Annotated in this window: 11 protein-coding genes; 9 read left to right on the forward strand and 2 right to left on the reverse strand. The window is 63.0% G+C overall.

Annotation, left to right across the window (positions count from 1 at the left end; translation table 11 throughout):
- Nucleotide 1 precedes the first annotated feature (1 nt).
- The 8 genes from tssE to AB7M32_RS20785 all read left to right on the forward strand — a co-directional run bounded on the left by tssE (nt 2) and on the right by AB7M32_RS20785 (nt 10,669).
- Nucleotides 2-445 (forward strand): type VI secretion system baseplate subunit TssE, encoded by a 444-nt coding sequence (tssE, locus tag AB7M32_RS20750; protein WP_454251178.1) that lies wholly within the window; start codon nt 2-4, stop codon nt 443-445.
- Nucleotides 429-2,219, forward strand: a complete 1,791-nt coding sequence (gene tssF, locus AB7M32_RS20755; protein ID WP_454251179.1) for a type VI secretion system baseplate subunit TssF — start codon at nt 429-431, stop codon at nt 2,217-2,219. Before tssE ends, tssF begins: the two co-directional genes overlap by 17 nt.
- Nucleotides 2,183-3,208, forward strand: coding sequence for a type VI secretion system baseplate subunit TssG (gene tssG / locus AB7M32_RS20760; RefSeq protein ID WP_454251180.1), 1,026 nt, complete (start codon nt 2,183-2,185; stop codon nt 3,206-3,208). Before tssF ends, tssG begins: the two co-directional genes overlap by 37 nt.
- Nucleotide 3,209: 1 nt before the next feature.
- Nucleotides 3,210-5,753 (forward strand): type VI secretion system ATPase TssH, encoded by a 2,544-nt coding sequence (tssH, locus tag AB7M32_RS20765; RefSeq protein ID WP_454251181.1) that lies wholly within the window; start codon nt 3,210-3,212, stop codon nt 5,751-5,753.
- Between the two features lie 14 nt (nt 5,754-5,767).
- Nucleotides 5,768-6,436, forward strand: a complete 669-nt coding sequence (locus AB7M32_RS20770; RefSeq protein ID WP_072404628.1) for an endonuclease/exonuclease/phosphatase family protein — start codon at nt 5,768-5,770, stop codon at nt 6,434-6,436.
- A gap of 43 nt (nt 6,437-6,479) precedes the next feature.
- A complete protein-coding gene (tssI, locus tag AB7M32_RS20775) occupies nt 6,480-8,489 on the forward strand; it encodes a type VI secretion system tip protein TssI/VgrG (RefSeq protein WP_454251182.1) in 2,010 nt (669 codons plus the stop codon).
- A gap of 13 nt (nt 8,490-8,502) precedes the next feature.
- Nucleotides 8,503-9,039, forward strand: coding sequence for a toxin-antitoxin system YwqK family antitoxin (locus AB7M32_RS20780; protein ID WP_454251183.1), 537 nt, complete (start codon nt 8,503-8,505; stop codon nt 9,037-9,039).
- Nucleotides 9,040-9,715: 676 nt separating this feature from the next.
- Nucleotides 9,716-10,669 carry an MBL fold metallo-hydrolase gene (locus AB7M32_RS20785; RefSeq protein WP_454251184.1) on the forward strand — a complete coding sequence of 318 codons (954 nt, stop codon included), beginning with the start codon at nt 9,716-9,718 and terminating at the stop codon, nt 10,667-10,669.
- 55 nt (nt 10,670-10,724) lie between these two features.
- Here the strand turns inward: AB7M32_RS20785 and AB7M32_RS20790 are convergent, their stop codons facing one another.
- Entirely contained in the window at nt 10,725-12,146 is a 1,422-nt protein-coding gene (locus tag AB7M32_RS20790) for a diaminobutyrate--2-oxoglutarate transaminase (protein WP_454251185.1), read from the reverse strand.
- A gap of 106 nt (nt 12,147-12,252) precedes the next feature.
- Nucleotides 12,253-14,313 (reverse strand): TonB-dependent receptor, encoded by a 2,061-nt coding sequence (locus tag AB7M32_RS20795; RefSeq protein ID WP_454251186.1) that lies wholly within the window; start codon nt 14,311-14,313, stop codon nt 12,253-12,255.
- Between the two features lie 245 nt (nt 14,314-14,558).
- Here AB7M32_RS20795 and AB7M32_RS20800 point away from each other — a divergent pair, with 245 nt between their 5' ends.
- Entirely contained in the window at nt 14,559-15,536 is a 978-nt protein-coding gene (locus AB7M32_RS20800) for a TauD/TfdA family dioxygenase (RefSeq protein WP_192261441.1), read from the forward strand.
- The last annotated feature ends 1 nt before the right edge of the window (nt 15,537 follow it).

Raw genomic sequence — 15,537 nt, forward strand, 5'->3', positions numbered from 1 at the left:
CATGGCTGGCTTCGGGCTGCGCCCGCCCTTGTTCGAACGCCTGGCCAGCCCGGCGGACGACACCGGGCGAGCATTCGATCGACAGGCGTTGCAAGACTCGGTGCATGCCGAACTGTCGCGCCTGTTCAATACCCGACGCGGCCCACGGGCGCTGACCGAACCACCGAGCATCCTCGACTACGGCATCGCCGACTGGACCGCGCTGCAACAGCAGCGCAGCGATGACCGGCGCCAACTGACCCGGGAAATCCGCCAAGCCATCAACCACTTCGAACCTCGCCTGCGTCTGGGCGAGGTGCAGGTCTGCCCGGTGCCAGGCCATCCGCAGCAACTGTGCATACGGCTGTCGGGCGAGCTGCGCGGCGACCTGCACGCATGGCCCGTGGCTTTTGTCATCGAGCCCGCCGGCGACGGCCTGGAGGTACGCCATGAGCGACTCGATTGATCCGCAACTGCTGGACTATTACCAACGCGAGCTGACCTGGTTACGTCACGCCGGGAGCCTGTTCGCCGAGCGTTATCCCAAGGTCGCACGGCGCCTGGAACTGTCCCCCGGTGAATGCCCCGACCCCCACGTTGAGCGCCTTCTGGAAGGGTTCGCCCTGCTGGCCGCGCGCTTGCAACGGCGGCTGGACGACGACTACGCCGAATTCAGCAATGCCCTGCTCGAACAGCTTTACCCGTTGGCCATGCGGCCCTTGCCGTCGTGCGCCATCGTGCAGTTCGAGCCCGACCCGAGCAAAGGCAACTTGAACGAGGGCTACCCGCTGCCCCGCGACACACCGCTGTTCGTCACCACCGACACAGGCCAGAGTATTCACTTTCGCACCACGGCCGCCGTCCATCTGTGGCCAGTCCACGTCAGCGAAGCGCTGCTGTTGGGCAGCGATGAGACCCAGGCGCTGACCGGGGTGGTCCAGGCCCGTTCGGCCTTGCGCCTGGAATTGCGATGCCTGGGGGAAAGCCAGTGGTCGACACTGGGGATCGACTCGCTGCGGGTGCACCTGGCGGCGTCACCGATGATCAACGCCGGGCTGTACGATTTGCTGGGCGCTCACGCCATCAAGGTCCTGGCCGGCGCGCCGGGTAGCGTGCCCGAGCCGTTGGCCGGCTTGCCGCAGATCGTCGGCTTCGCCAGCGACCAAGTCTTGCTACCGGACGAGGACGGCGTGCACCCTGGCATGCGCCTGCTGGCCGAGTACTTTGCCTTCCCGGATAAATTCGGTTTCTTCGACCTGCCCCTGGCCGGCGCCACCAGCGACAGCCAGGCCTTGTACCTGTACATCGTGTTCGACCGGGCGCCCAGCGGTCGCCTGCCGCTCCAGGCCAGCGACATCGCCCTCGGTTGCACGCCGGTGATCAATCTGTTCCCTCGCACGTCCGAGCCGCTGCGCCCGGATGGCACCCGTAGCGAGTACCGCTTGGTGGCCGACAGTCACCGGGAGAACAGCGTCGAGATCCACAGCATCCGGGGCATGCGCGCCATCTCCGGCCAGGGCGTGCGCAAAGTGCCGGCCTATTACGGCAGCCAGCATGGGAGCGACCAAACCTGCTACTGGCACGCGCGCCGGGTCAGCGGCATGAGCCCGAACCGGCTGGGCACCGACTTGATGGTCAGCCTGGTGGACACCCGGTTCGACCCGCTGGCCGACACCCGCGACTACAGCCTCACCGCCGAACTGCTGTGCACCAACCGCCACCTGGCCCAAAGCCTGCCGGCCGGTACGCCGCTGGGTTTCGAGCGCCCGGGACCGGTGGCCTGGGCGCGCCTGCGCAACCCACCCAGCCCGCAAAGCCTGCCACGCCTGGACGGTGAATCGCGCTGGCGGCTGGTGTCGCAATTGACCCTCAACCATCTGTCATTGGTCGAAGGCCCCCAGGCACTGGACGCACTGCGTGAGATTCTCCAATTGCACAACCTGCGGGACGAGGCCAGCGCCCACCGCCAGATCGAAGGGGTCGCGGGACTGGGCTGCGAGCGCGTTATCGCCCATGTCGGCGAAGATGCCTGGCGTGGCTGGCGCAACGGCCTGGAGGTGCACCTGCAACTGGATCCGCAACACTTTGTTGGCAGCAGCGCCGTGCTCTTCTCCGGTGTGCTGGCGCAGTTCTTTTCCCTTTACGCCACCGCCAACCGCTTCGTACGCACCGTGCTGGTCCAGTCCGACAAGGAGGTGAAGACATGGCAACCCCAAGCCGGCAAACCCCTGGTGCTCTGAACCTGAGCGAACGACTGCGACGCGATCCGCAACGCTTCGAATGGCTCCAGGCGCTGTTGTTGCTCGAACGCGAACACCCCCAGGCCGAGCCCCTGGGCAGCGGCACCGCGCCGCACGCCGAGGCCTTGCGCCTGCGCGGGCCCTTGACGCCGCTGTTCGCCGCCAGTGAAGTCGAGAGCCTGGACCACGAACCCGGCTTGCCGCCCACCTTGACCACACCGATCTTCGGCCTCGGTGGCCCGGACGGCCCGCTGCCCTACGCCTACCAGGAATGGCTGCAACAGCGAGCGCGGGCGAAGGATCACGCCCCGGCGCAATTCCTCGACCTGTTCCAGCATCGCTTGCTCAGTCTGCTGTACAAGGTGATGCGCAAACATCGCATCGCCCTCGGTTTCACCGCCCCAGGCGCGTCCGCCGTACACGCGCAACTGCGAGCGTTGACCGGTCTGCTGCCCAAGGCCTTGCAGGAGCGCCAGGCCGCCCCCGACTCGGCGGTCCTGGCCTGCACCGCGCTGTACGCCGATGGCCGGCGCTCCCTGGACGGGTTCGCGGCGATTGTTCGCGAGCAGTTCGGCTTGCCCGTGGAACTGAGTGCCTACGAAGGCGGCTGGCGTGAAATCCCGCCGGCCAGTCGCAGCCGCCTGCAACCGGGCGGGCGCAACCTGCGCCTGGGCCGCAACGCGGTGGCCGGCACCCGGGTCTGGGACGAACATGCCGGCGTGCGCCTGACCCTCGGCCCGCTGAGCACGGCCCAGGCCAGCGGATTGCTGCCCACCGGCGACACCCATCCGCTGCTCGCCAGCCTTTACGCTCTGTATTTCGGCCCCGACCTGGACTGCACCCTGGTGCTGCTGGTTCGCGGTGCCGGCCCGCTGCAACTGGGTCGCGAGGCAGCGCCACGGCTGAACTGGAACGGTGGCCTGCAACGCCAGCCGAGCCTGGCCGTGCTACGGATCGAAACCCGCCTTCGTCAGCCGGAGATCGCCTGAAATGGAACTGGCCAGCCTGATCGGACGCCTCAACCCGGACAACCGCCGCGCTCTGGAACGAGCCGCACAACGCTGCATGCAGCGCAGTCACCACTACGTGGAAATCGAACACCTGCTGTTGGAGTTGCTCGATATCGAGGGCGGTGACTTCGCCTGCCTGCTGCCGCGTTTCGGCTTGGAACGTGACGCAGTGGCCGCGGAAACCAACAAGGCCCTGGACCTGTTCAAGTCCGGCAGCACCCGCACGCCCGCCCTGTCGGCACACACCATCGGCCTGTTGGAAGACGCCGTGGTCCAGGCCAGCGTGCTGGGCCTGGACAGCATTCGCTCCGGGCTGTTGCTGCTGGCATTGCTGGACCGTGATGAGCGCCGCAGCCTGCTGCTCAACAGCGCCTCGTCGTTGCTGCGCATTCCCCGCGACGCCCTGCGCGCCCATCTATTGGAATGGACCGAAAGCTCCCGTGAGCATGTCGCTGGCGTGCGCCCGGCCAAGCCCGGCGAGGCGCCACAGAAACAGGACCCGGTGCTGGACCAGTACACCCAGGACCTGACCGCCGACGCCCGGAACGGTCGCATCGACCCCGTCGTTGGCCGCGATGGCGAAATCCGTCAGTGCATCGACATCCTGCTCAGGCGCCGGCAGAACAATCCGATCCTGGTGGGCGCGCCGGGTGTCGGCAAGACCGCCGTGGTGGAAGGCCTGGCCCTGCGGATCGCCGCCGGGGATGTGCCGCCATCGTTGCAGGAAGTCACCCTGCGCGTCCTCGACCTGGGCCTGTTACAGGCCGGCGCCGGGGTCAAGGGCGAATTCGAACAACGCCTCAAGGGCGTGATCGACGCGGTACGCAGCGCCGAAAAACCGATCATTCTGTTCATTGACGAAGCCCACACACTGATCGGCGCCGGCGGTGCAGAAGGTGGCAGCGATGCGGCCAATCTGCTCAAGCCGGCCCTGGCCCGGGGCGAACTGCGCACCCTGGCCGCCACCACCTGGCTGGAATACAAAAAATATTTCGAGAAAGACCCGGCCCTGGCCCGCCGCTTCCAGTTGGTGCAAGTCGAAGAGCCGGACGAACTCACCGCCGTGGAAATGCTCCGCGGCGTGGCGAGCAAACTGGAACAGCACCACGGCGTGCAAGTGTTGGACGCTGCCATCCACGAAGCGGTGAAGCTGTCCCATCGCTACATCTCCGGACGGCAGTTGCCGGACAAAGCCATCAGCGTGCTCGACACTGCCTGCGCCCGGGTCGCCCTCGGCCAACACGACGTGCCGCCGCCGCTGGAAAGCCTGCGCCACCGGCAGAACAGCCTCAAGGATGAAGTCGAACGCCTGCGCCGCGAACAGGCCACCGGCCTGGATCACCGCGAGCGCATCACCCTGCTGGAGGGCGAATCGACCAGCAATGTGCAGGCCATCCGTGAGCTGGAAACCCGCTGGGGCGAAGAGCGCGAAGCCGTGCGCGAACTGCTCGACACTCGGCGCGAACTGCTCGCCCTGAGCGAACGGGCCGACAGTGAAAAAGCCGACACCGATATCGATAACCGCATCGACCACCTGGCCGCCGAACTGCTGCGCCTGGAAGCCGGCCTCGATGCCATTCGCCAAGACGATCCGCTGGTGCCCGAACAGGTGGACAGCAAGACCGTCGCCGCGGTGATCGCTGGCTGGACCGGCATTCCGGTCGGCAAGATGCTCGCCGACGAAGCCCACGCCGTGCGCACCCTCGGCCAGCGCATGGGCCAGCGAGTCATGGGCCAAAGCACGGCGCTGAACACCATCGCCCAGCGCCTGCAAGCCTACCGCGCCGGCCTGACCGACCCGCAGAAACCGGTCGGGGTGTTCCTGCTGGTGGGCCCCACCGGCGTGGGCAAGACCGAAACCGCCTACGCCCTGGCCGATGCCTTGTACGGCGGTGAACGCAACCTGATCAGCATCAACCTCTCGGAGTACCAGGAAGCCCATACCGTCAGCCAACTCAAAGGCGCCCCGCCCGGCTACGTCGGCTACGGCAGCGGTGGCGTGCTCACCGAAGCAGTGCGGCGCAAACCCTATTCGGTGGTGCTGCTGGATGAAATCGAAAAGGCCCACCCGGATGTGCTCGAGGCGTTCTACAACGTCTTCGACAAAGGCCTCATGGAAGACGGCACCGGCCTGGTGGTGGACTTCAAGAACACCGTGATGCTCGCCACCAGCAACGTCGGCGCCGAACTGCTGCTGGACACGCCGGTGGCGCAACTGGGCACCGACGCCTTCAACGAGGCCTTGCACAAGGTGCTGCTGCAAGCGTTCCGTCCGGCGTTTTTGGCGCGCATGACGGTGGTGGCGTACCGGCCGCTGGATGAAGCGACGCTGGAAGGGATTGTGCTGGCGAAACTGGAGAAATTGCGCGGGCGCTACAAGGCGGCGACGGGCAAGCAGTTCGAGTTCGATGCCGGGATCGTCAAGGCCGTGTTGGCCAAATGCAGCGCGGCGGGGGCACGGGATGTCGAGAATGTGCTGATGACACAGGTGACAGGGAAATTGGCGGAGTGGGTGTTGGAGTAAGGAGTGCAGGGCTCGTGAGAATCGCTAGCTTCAACGTTGAAAAAAACGGCAAGTCTTCCACCCTGGAAAAGCAAACCCAGGTGGACATCTTTCTCTACAACTGTTGTTCCAGTAACTACTGGGATGCGGACATCGTGTTTTTGTGTGAAATACATTCGGCGCAAATCGACAACTACCGCTCGAACCTGGCTGCCATTTACAAGAACTACAGTGTTTATGCTTTTACTGGCGGCTATTCGAACGCCTACATCGTCATGGTTAAAAGCTTTGAGCGGTTACAAGTGATCAGCCAGGGCAGCCTGTTTACCCTGAACAGGGATTTGATTGCAGTGGAGGCCAACGGCGTGAAGGGGTATACGGGCTACGTATTCCTCGCACACTTCAAGTCCGGCCAGAATGGTGTGACCAAGAGCCAGCTCAAATCCTGTACCGCCCTGGGCGGTAAATGGGTCGCAACAGGTGACCTGAACCTGGATTATAACAACGTAGGGCAACTCGATACGGCGGGGCTTGCCTATGAGTGTTGGAACGGCCAGCAGACCCAGAACAAAGGCGGCATTCTCGACTGGGTACTGGCATCGGTGGACGTGAAGGTCGTGCCGGTCGACATCACCGGTCTCGCCCAGGTGTTCGATATGTCCGGCCCCGACCACCGTCCCATCCTTTTCGATGTGACGAGCTGAACGACAACGGTCGTCGTTTTCCACGCCCTGCCGAGGACGCTTGATGCCCCGCGCCACCGACAGCAACACCACCCTCTCCCTCGCCGCCAGCTCGCTGGCGGCGCTGTACCCCGACTCGCTGTCCGGCGAAGAACGCCTCAATGCCTTGGGCTCGCACATTCTCAACGGCATCAACGACGGCGCCTCGCTGGACCTCACCACGGCCGTCGCCAGCCACGTGACCACCACGCTGCACAAGGACGCCTTGCTGCGCCCGCTGGATGGGCTGGTGGCCGAGATTCGCCAACTGCCGGCCGATGCCACCGCCGAGCGTTATCAGCTGTTGCTCCGGCCCTGGCTCTGGTGGCTGAGCCTGGCCAGCAACAACCGCGTGTTCCAGAACCTCGCCACGTCGGACATCGTCACCACGATTTTCAAGGCCCACAGTTTCACCGACTTCCAGCTCAAGCTAAGCGGCAGCTATACCCCACGTGAATATTGCGTGCAATACGGCGAAACCGATCTGGCCTTCGTCTCGCGCCTGCTGGAGGAAGACGGGATTTTCTGGTTCTTCAGCCATGAAGACGGCAAGCACACGCTGGTCCTGGCCGACAGCAACGACGCCTTCTTGCCCATCCCCAATGGGCCGACGGTGAATTATCTCGGGCAGAAAATGGGTGAGCGAGAACTGCACGGCATCCGCTCAGGGCAGCTGTGCCTGCAGGCGGTGGCCGGGGTTTACCAGGCCACCGATTATGAATTCACCACGCCGACCACATCGCTCCTCAGCCAGGCAGAAGCCGTGGCCGGGCCGAGTTCGATGTACGAACATCCGGGCGGCTATACCGCCAAGGCCCAGGGCGATGCACTGACCAAACAGCGAGTGGACGGCCTGCGCAGCCAGGAGAAACGTTTTGTCGGCGAAAGCGACTGCCGCTGGCTGGTGCCGGGGTATTGGTTCACCCTCGCCGGCCATGAAGATACGACGTTGAACATCGATTGGGTGGTGACGTCGGTCAGCCATGAAGCCAGCCATGACAGCTACCGCAATCGCTTCGAAGCGATCCCCAAGGCCACGGCCTACCGACCAGCCCGCGTCACCGCAAAACCGCGCATGCACACTCAGACGGCCCTGGTGGTGGGCAAGGCCGGCGAAGAGATCTGGACCGATGAATATGGCCGGATCAAGTTGCAGTTCCCCTGGGACCGTACCGGCATGAACGACGAGACTTCCTCCTGCTGGGTGCGCGTGGTCCTGCCCTGGAGCGGCAAAGGCTTTGGCATGCAGTTCGTGCCGCGCATCGGCCAGGAAGTCATCGTGACCTTTATCGACGGCGACCCGGATCGTCCCTTGGTCACCGGTTGTGTCTATAACGGCGATAACGCCCTGCCCTACGCGCTGCCGGCGAACCAGACCCAATCCGGAATCAAGACTAACTCGTCCAAGGGCGGTGGCGGGTTCAACGAGTTGCGCTTCGAAGACAAGAAGGACGCCGAAGAAGTGTTTCTCCAGGCGCAAAAGGACTTCAATATCAACGTGCTCAACGACACCACCGCCACCGTCGGCCACGACGAAACCCTCACGGTGCAGAACGCCCGCACCCGCACGGTGAAGGACGGCGACGAAACCGTCACCCTGGAGAAAGGCAAGCGCAGCGTGACCATCCAGACCGGCAGCGACAGCCTCGATGTGAAGGACACCCGTACCGTCACCGTGGGCTCGGACCAGACCCACAGCACCGGCGGCAACTTCGCGCACAAGGTCACCGGCAACTATGACTTGACGGTGGACGGCAACCTGACCATCAAGGTCAGCGGCACCCTGACCCTGCAAAGCGGCGGCAGCTTCGCCATCAAGAGCGGTGCGGACCTGGCGGCCCAGGCCAGCACGTCCATCAGCCAGAAAGCCGGCACGGCCCTGAGCAATCAGGCCGGGACGTCATTGGAAAACAAGGCTGGCACCACCCTGACCAACGACGCCGGCATCAGCCTGGTGAACAAGGCGGCCGCCGAACAGACTGTGGACGGCGGCGGCATGCTGACCATCAAGGGTGGCCTGGTGAAGGTCAACTGACGGGAGCACGGCGATGACCACAAAAAGACTGGACCTGGAACGTGGCGACAGCCGGCTGGACGGGCAACTGGTCGATGGCCGGCTCGACGGCCCGCTGCACATCGAAGAAGCCCAACGCCCGCAAGCAAAACTCAACTACAGCCACGGTGAACTGCAGGGCACCAGCACCCTGTATCACCCCAATGGCAAGGTCTCGGCGGTCCTGCCGTTCGTAAAGGGAAAATTGCAGGGTGTGGCGAGCTTTTACGCGGCCGAAGGCGGCTTGCAACGCCAGGCCACGTACCACCTCGGGTTGCTACACGGTGAGGCCAACAATTACTTCCCCGACGGGCAACTGGCCGAAGCCGAGGTCTATCGCGACGGCGTGCGCGACGGCCGTTACCGCCGCCTGCACCCCAACGGCAGCCCGGCGGTCGAAGCCCGCTACCTCAACGGCCAACTGCTGGAACCGGCCCAAGCCTACGCCGAAGACGGCCGCCCACTGGACGCCGAGGGCAAACCGATCTCCCGGCTGCGCTGGTGGTTCAAGCGCTGGAATGACCCTGCTTAAGCATGTTCCCTGACTTTCCTGTGGGAGCGGGCTTGCTCGCGAAAGCGGTGGGTGAGCTTGAATCGATATTGACTGTGCCGCCGCCATCGCGAGCAAGCTCGCTCCCACAAAGGCCCTGCGTTGAAGACAACGCTCATGAACACCCAGATCCGCTGTGGGAGCGAGCTTGCTCGCGAAAGCGGTGGGTCAGCTTGAATCGATGTTGACTGTGTCGCCGCCATCGCGAGCAAGCTCGCTCCCACAAGGGCCCTGCGTTGAAGACAATGCTCATGAACACCCAGATCCCCTGTGGGAGCGAGCTTGCTCGCGAAAGCGGTGGGTGAGCTTGAATCGATATTGACTGTGCCGCCGCCATCGCGAGCAAGCTCGCTCCCACAAAGGCCCTGCGTTGAAGACAACGCTCATGAACACCCAAATCCCTGTGGGAGCGAGCTTGCTCGCCAAAGCGGTGGGTCGGTTGCAACAATGGCGCCTGTGCCGTCGTCTCCCCGGCTCACTGAAAGCCATACCTTTTGCTGGGGTCGATCACGCTAAAGCGCCTGCGCAACATACCCACGTATGGTATCGAACGCGGTCCGGCGCGATGCAGACTCATTCTCCAGCGACACCCACTTTCTCAATGCCGAGAGAGATGGCTTTCGCCTAAGACCTTGAGCCAAGCCTTCGGAGAACGACCATGACCACGCATTTGAACGCCCCTGCAGCAAAGGATGGAATGCATCCGGATTCAAACATGAGCTTGCACGCTACCTCGTACGAGGAGTTGGTCCCTTCGCGTTATGCGCTGAAGATTGGCGAGATTGACGTACTGGTGGTCAGCGATGGGGTGTTGCCCCTGCCGACCGCAACGATGTCCACCAATGCCGACCCAGCCGTCCGCGCGGCCTGGTTCAAGGACATGTTCCTGGGCCCGGACGCCTTCGATTGGGCGTTGAACGTGCTGGTGGTACGTAGCGGCGAGCAGACCATACTGGTCGATGCCGGGCTCGGCGGCCAGTTCCCCGGTTTCCCGCGGGCCGGGCAGTTTCCCAAGCGCCTGGCCGCCGCCGGTATCGATCTGGCGTCGGTGACCGACGTGGTGATTACCCACATGCACATGGACCATATTGGCGGGCTGCTGGTCGATGAGGTGAAGCATCGGCTGCGCCCCGACCTGCGGATCCATGTGGCCGCGACCGAGGTGGCGTTCTGGGCGGCGCCGGATTTCTCCCTCACCTCCATGCCCTCGCCGGTACCGGACGTGCTGCGCGCCACCGCCGAGCAATTCATGCACGAGTACCACGACAAGCTGCGCACCTTCGAGCAAGCCTACGAGGTCGCCCCAGGCGTGGTCGTCAAGCGCACCGGCGGCCATACGCCAGGGCACAGCGTGGTCCACGTGACCTGCGGCGAGGAGCGCTTGACGTTCGCCGGCGATGCCTTGTTTCCGGTCGCCTTCGACCACCCCGACTGGCACAACGGCTTTGAACATGACCCGGAAGAATCGGTCCGCGTTCGGGTCCGCCTGATGCAAGAAGCGGCAGCGTCCGGTGAGCTGCTGGTCGCCACGCACCTGCCGTTCCCCTCCGTTGGCCGGGTGGCGGTCGACGGTGACGCCTTTCGTTGGGTAGCGGCCTATTGGGACTACTGAGTGCCCGTTGGACCGAGGCCAGCGTCCTAGCCGGACGCTGGCCCTGACGCGATGATCAGCGTGCGGGACGCTCGTTGATCGCGCTCGCAGCCTGGAACAGGATTTTCCCGACAAAATCGATTTCCTGCTCGGTGATGATCAACGGCGGCAGGAAGCGGACGGTCGCGCCGTGGCGGCCGCCCAGTTCAACGATCAATCCGTGCTTCAGGCACGCCTGCTGGAAAGTCTTGGCCCGGGCCGTGTCCACCGGCGGATGCCCCTGTACATCGGGGGTGCCCTGCGGGTCGACGATTTCCATGCCGAGCATCAGGCCACGTCCACGCACATCGCCGATCCAGTTGAACTCGTTTTGCAGTGCCTGCAATTGTTTTTGCAGGTGAGCCCCCACCGTTTCGGCGTGCTGGACCAAGCCTTGATCGCGGATGAAACGCAAAGTCGCGGTACCCGCCGCCATCGCCAACTGATTGCCGCGGAACGTGCCGGCGTGAGCACCCGGCTGCCAGACGTCCAGTGACTCGTGGTAAACCATCACCGACAGCGGCAACCCGCCGCCAATGGCTTTGGACAGGGTGATGACATCCGGCGTGATGCCCGATTGCTCGAAGCCGAACATCCGCCCGCTGCGGGCAATGCCGCACTGGATCTCGTCGACAATCAGCGGAATACCGTGGGCCTGGGTCAACCGGCGCAGTTCCTGCAGCCAACGGTCCGGCGCGGCAATCACCCCGCCCTCGCCCTGGATTGGCTCCAGGATCATCGCCGCGGGTGCGGTCACCCCACTTTCCGGGTCGTTGAGCAAGTGTTCAAGGTAGCGCACGTTCAAGGTCACCGCCTGATCGCCGGCCACCCCGAACGGGCAACGATAATCGTGGGGGAACGGCAGGCGCTGTACCCCTGGCATCAAGGCGCCGAGGGCATTTTTGGGCGACAGGTTGCCGCTGATAGCCAGCGTGCCCAGGGTCATTCCGTGGTAGGCCCCTTCGAACGCCAGGACCGAGTGTCGCCCGGTGGCGGTGCGGGTCAGCTTGAGCGCGGCCTCGACCGCATCGGCCCCACTCGGGCCGCAGAACTGGATGCGTGCGTGACGAGCGAACTCGCTGGGCAGGCAAGCGAAAATTTCCTGGACGAATGCGTCCTTCACAGGTGTCATGAGGTCCAGGGTATGCATCGGCACACCGGCCGCCATGACCTGGGTGATGGCTTCGATGATCACCGGATGGTTGTGCCCCAGCGCCAGGGTTCCGGCACCGGCCAGGCAATCGACGAACACTTGCCCCCGGCTGTCCTGCACATAAATGCCATGGGCCCTTTCAAGTACCAGGGGAATGCGTCGCGGGTAACTGCGGGCGTTGGATTCCTGCTGTTGCTGACGCTCCAGCAGCGGCGTCGAATCGAGGCAGTAAGGGCTCGACAGACCGGTGTGCAACAGGCGTAGCTGTTGCGCGCCACCTGCTGTGACATTCGAAAAAGCACTCATGATTTCCTCCATGGAGGCTGGGTTTGGAAGGGAACGAACAGCCTGGAAACAAACATCCGAAACGTTGGAGCAGGCGCGGGGAGATTGCCTCCCCGCGCCCTTGGGTTTACATGTCGTAACGCAGAATCATCCCCACCGTACGCGGTGCGCCGACGTCGATGATGTCGTCGCTGCGGTTATTGGTGACGTACTCTTTGTCGAACGCGTTCTTCACGTAAGCGGAAACCGCGACGTTCTTGGTGACTTTGTACTCGGTGTTGAAGTTCACCAGCACGTAGTTGTCGCTACGGCGCTCACCGGTGACCTTGCCGCTGGCATCGAACTCATATTCCGAAGGCGCGGTGCTCTGGTAGGTAACGTCCGTGCCGAATATCAGACGGTCGTCGAAGCGATAGACACCGCCCACGGACACCTTGTACTTGGGCGAGTAAAGGAACGACTCACCGCTCATGTCCTGGCCGCTGCCCGTGACGAAGTCCTTGTATTTGCTATCGGTAACGGCGCCACCGACATTCAGGGTCAACTGTTCAGTGATGTCCTTTTCTACGAAGACTTCCAGGCCCTTGATGTCACTGCGACCGGCGTTGAAGACATCAATGACTGAGCTACCGTTCTGCCGCACGCTGACCTGCTGGTCTTTCCAGTCCGTGTAGTACAGGTTGGCGCGGGTACGCAGAGTCTTGTCGAAGAACGTACCGCGATAGGACAGTTCGTAGTTGGTGGTGTATTCCGGATCATAGGATTGGTGACCACTGCCGGAGCGCAAGTTGACGCCACCACCGCGGTAGCCTTTCTGCACCATGAAACCGAGGTATTGGTCGGTGGCCAGTTCATAGTCGATGCCAAGCTTCGGCAGCACCGCATCAAACGACTTGCTGACTTTGGCCGATTCGGAGAAGTCGTCCTGCTTGACGTCGGTGTCGTTCGTTTCGTGGTCGTACCGCAGGCCGGTGATCAACGTCCAGCGCGGTGCGAAGGTCCAGTTGACTTCACCGAACACGGCCTTGTTCTCGATGGTGGTATCGCCCTTGACGGTACCGAACAGCGCGTCGTCGAACAACAACCGGTCGTGAAAGTCGTTGGAGTTGTGGCCATAGTACGCACCCACGAAACTCTTCACCGTATCCGAGGTGTAATTCAGACGCAGCTCCTGACTGAACAGGTTACCGTCCTGCTTACGCAAAACCACCTGGTTGTCCACGGCAGTCTGGTCGAAGTCCAGACGGTTACTGTAGTCCGTGCTGGTGTTGGCGGTCATGCTTGTCAGCGACCAGGCATCGTTCAAGCGATAGTCCACCTTGGCGCTGAGAGTGTCCTGCTTGAGGTTGTCGAAGGCCTTGGTGTTGGACGCGATGTCGTAATAGCTCGGTTTGCCGTTGACGCGCATGGTCGAACGGTCGCCCTGGCGGTGTTCGCTGTGGGCGTAGGTCAAGAGGACATCGGTGTCATCGTTAGGCAGGATCAGCAATTTGCCGCGGACGTTGCTGGTGCGACGCGGGTTGGCGTCGTCATTGAGCGTGGTGTTGCGGATGTAGCCGTCACCTTCGCCGTAATCCACGGCGATACGCCCGGCGATCTTGTCATCCACGATAGCCCCGCCACCCGCCACGGCCGCGCCGCGCTCACCGTAGTTGCCTACGTTGGTCTGCGCCGAGAAGCTCGGTTCGAAGGTTGGGTTCTTGGTCTGGATAACCACCGCGCCGGCCAGGGAGTTACGGCCCTGAGTGGTGGATTGCGGGCCAAGGAAAACCTCGACCTGTTCGGCATCCCAGAGCGGGACCGGGCTGAGGGTCAGTGCACGGTTGGGCTGCACGGCACCGTCGACATATACCGATACCGCACCGTTGAGAGCCGCCGGGCCCTGATCGTCAAAACCGGACACCGGCACGCCACGGATACCCCAGTTCTCATTGCCGGCCTGGCTATAGATGCCTGGCGTGCGGGCAAACACATCCACCAGGTCCTTGTCGCCGTGCTCACGCAGATTCTTGTCGGTGACGACCACGACGCTGGACTGGGTCTTTTCGAGGGTACGGTCGATCTTTTCACCGGTCACGGTGATTGGAGCGATCTCCATCTTGCCGGCTTCTTCAGCCGCCCAAGCGCCGTTGCTCAAGCCTATGGCCGACCCTACAGCCAACGCAATTGTGTTCTTTTTGAAATTCACGCCCCGCTCCCCTGCGACAGATATTTTTGGTTTTTTGAGCTGGCCGAAGGCTGTTTGGCGCCAGCGGAGCGGAGTCTAATCCAAAAAAAAAATTAAATAAATAGTATTGATAATCCCTCTCATTTGTACCTAGTATGTCGTCTTGTATTGAGTTGAATACATTACAGACGAGTCCTACACAACCGACCGCTGCCCTGCTTTTAAGGTCTTGTGACTGGTCGAAGAGCTATAGAGGATGCACAAGGATGACCTCAATCGAACACCTGAACGGGCGTTCCGAGCTGTTTTCAATGGCGCCCACGGATGCAAGCGCCCAATCGCTGCCCGTGCTGGTGCAAGGGGCATCGGGACAGTCGATCCATGATCTGGACGCCTCGATTCGCGATGGCCTGGCCCAGGTCCTGGCCACGGTGGGCGGCGTATTGTTCCGCGGCTTCACCGTCGCCACCCCCATCGATTTCAAGCGCTTCGCCGCCAGCTTCGGCGCGCCGCTGGCCAGCTACGAATTCGGTTCGACGCCGCGCAGCAAAGTCTTCGCCGGGGTCTATAGCTCCACCGAGTACCCGGCCCATCAGTTCATTCCATTGCACAACGAACAGGCCTACACCCGCCCCTGGCCTTCGCGCATCTGGTTCCACTGCATCAAGGCCAGTGAAACCGGCGGCGAAACCCCGATTGCCGACAGCCGCCTGATCTACCAGCGCATGCCTGCCGAGATCCGCGAGCTGTTCGCCAGCCGCGAGCTGCTTTATGTGCGCAACTACAGTGGCGCCCTGGACCTGCCCTGGGAAAAAGTCTTCAACACTCAGGACCGGGCCCAGGTCGAACGCTACTGCCAGGACAACGACATCGAGTGGGAATGGAAAGCCGATGGCGACCTGCGCACTCGCCAGCGTTGCGCCGCCGTGCAGCAGCATCCCGAGACCGGTGAGTGGGTCTGGTTCAACCAGGCGCATCTGTTCCATGTCTCGGCCATCGAACCAAGCGTACGCGCCAGCTTGCTGGCGGCGGTGGGTGAAGAAAACCTGCCGCGCCATGTCTATTTCGGCGACGGTTCGCCGATTGCCGACGACATGCTCGACACCGTGCGCGAGGTCTATCGCGAGACTGCCATCAGTTTCCCCTGGCAGCCCGGCGATATCCTGATGCTCGACAACCGACTGGTGGCACACGGTCGCAATCCTTTCACCGGTGACCGCAAAGTCATCGTGGCCATGGCGTGAA

The sequence above is a fragment of the Pseudomonas sp. R151218B TE3479 genome (genome assembly GCF_053629195.1).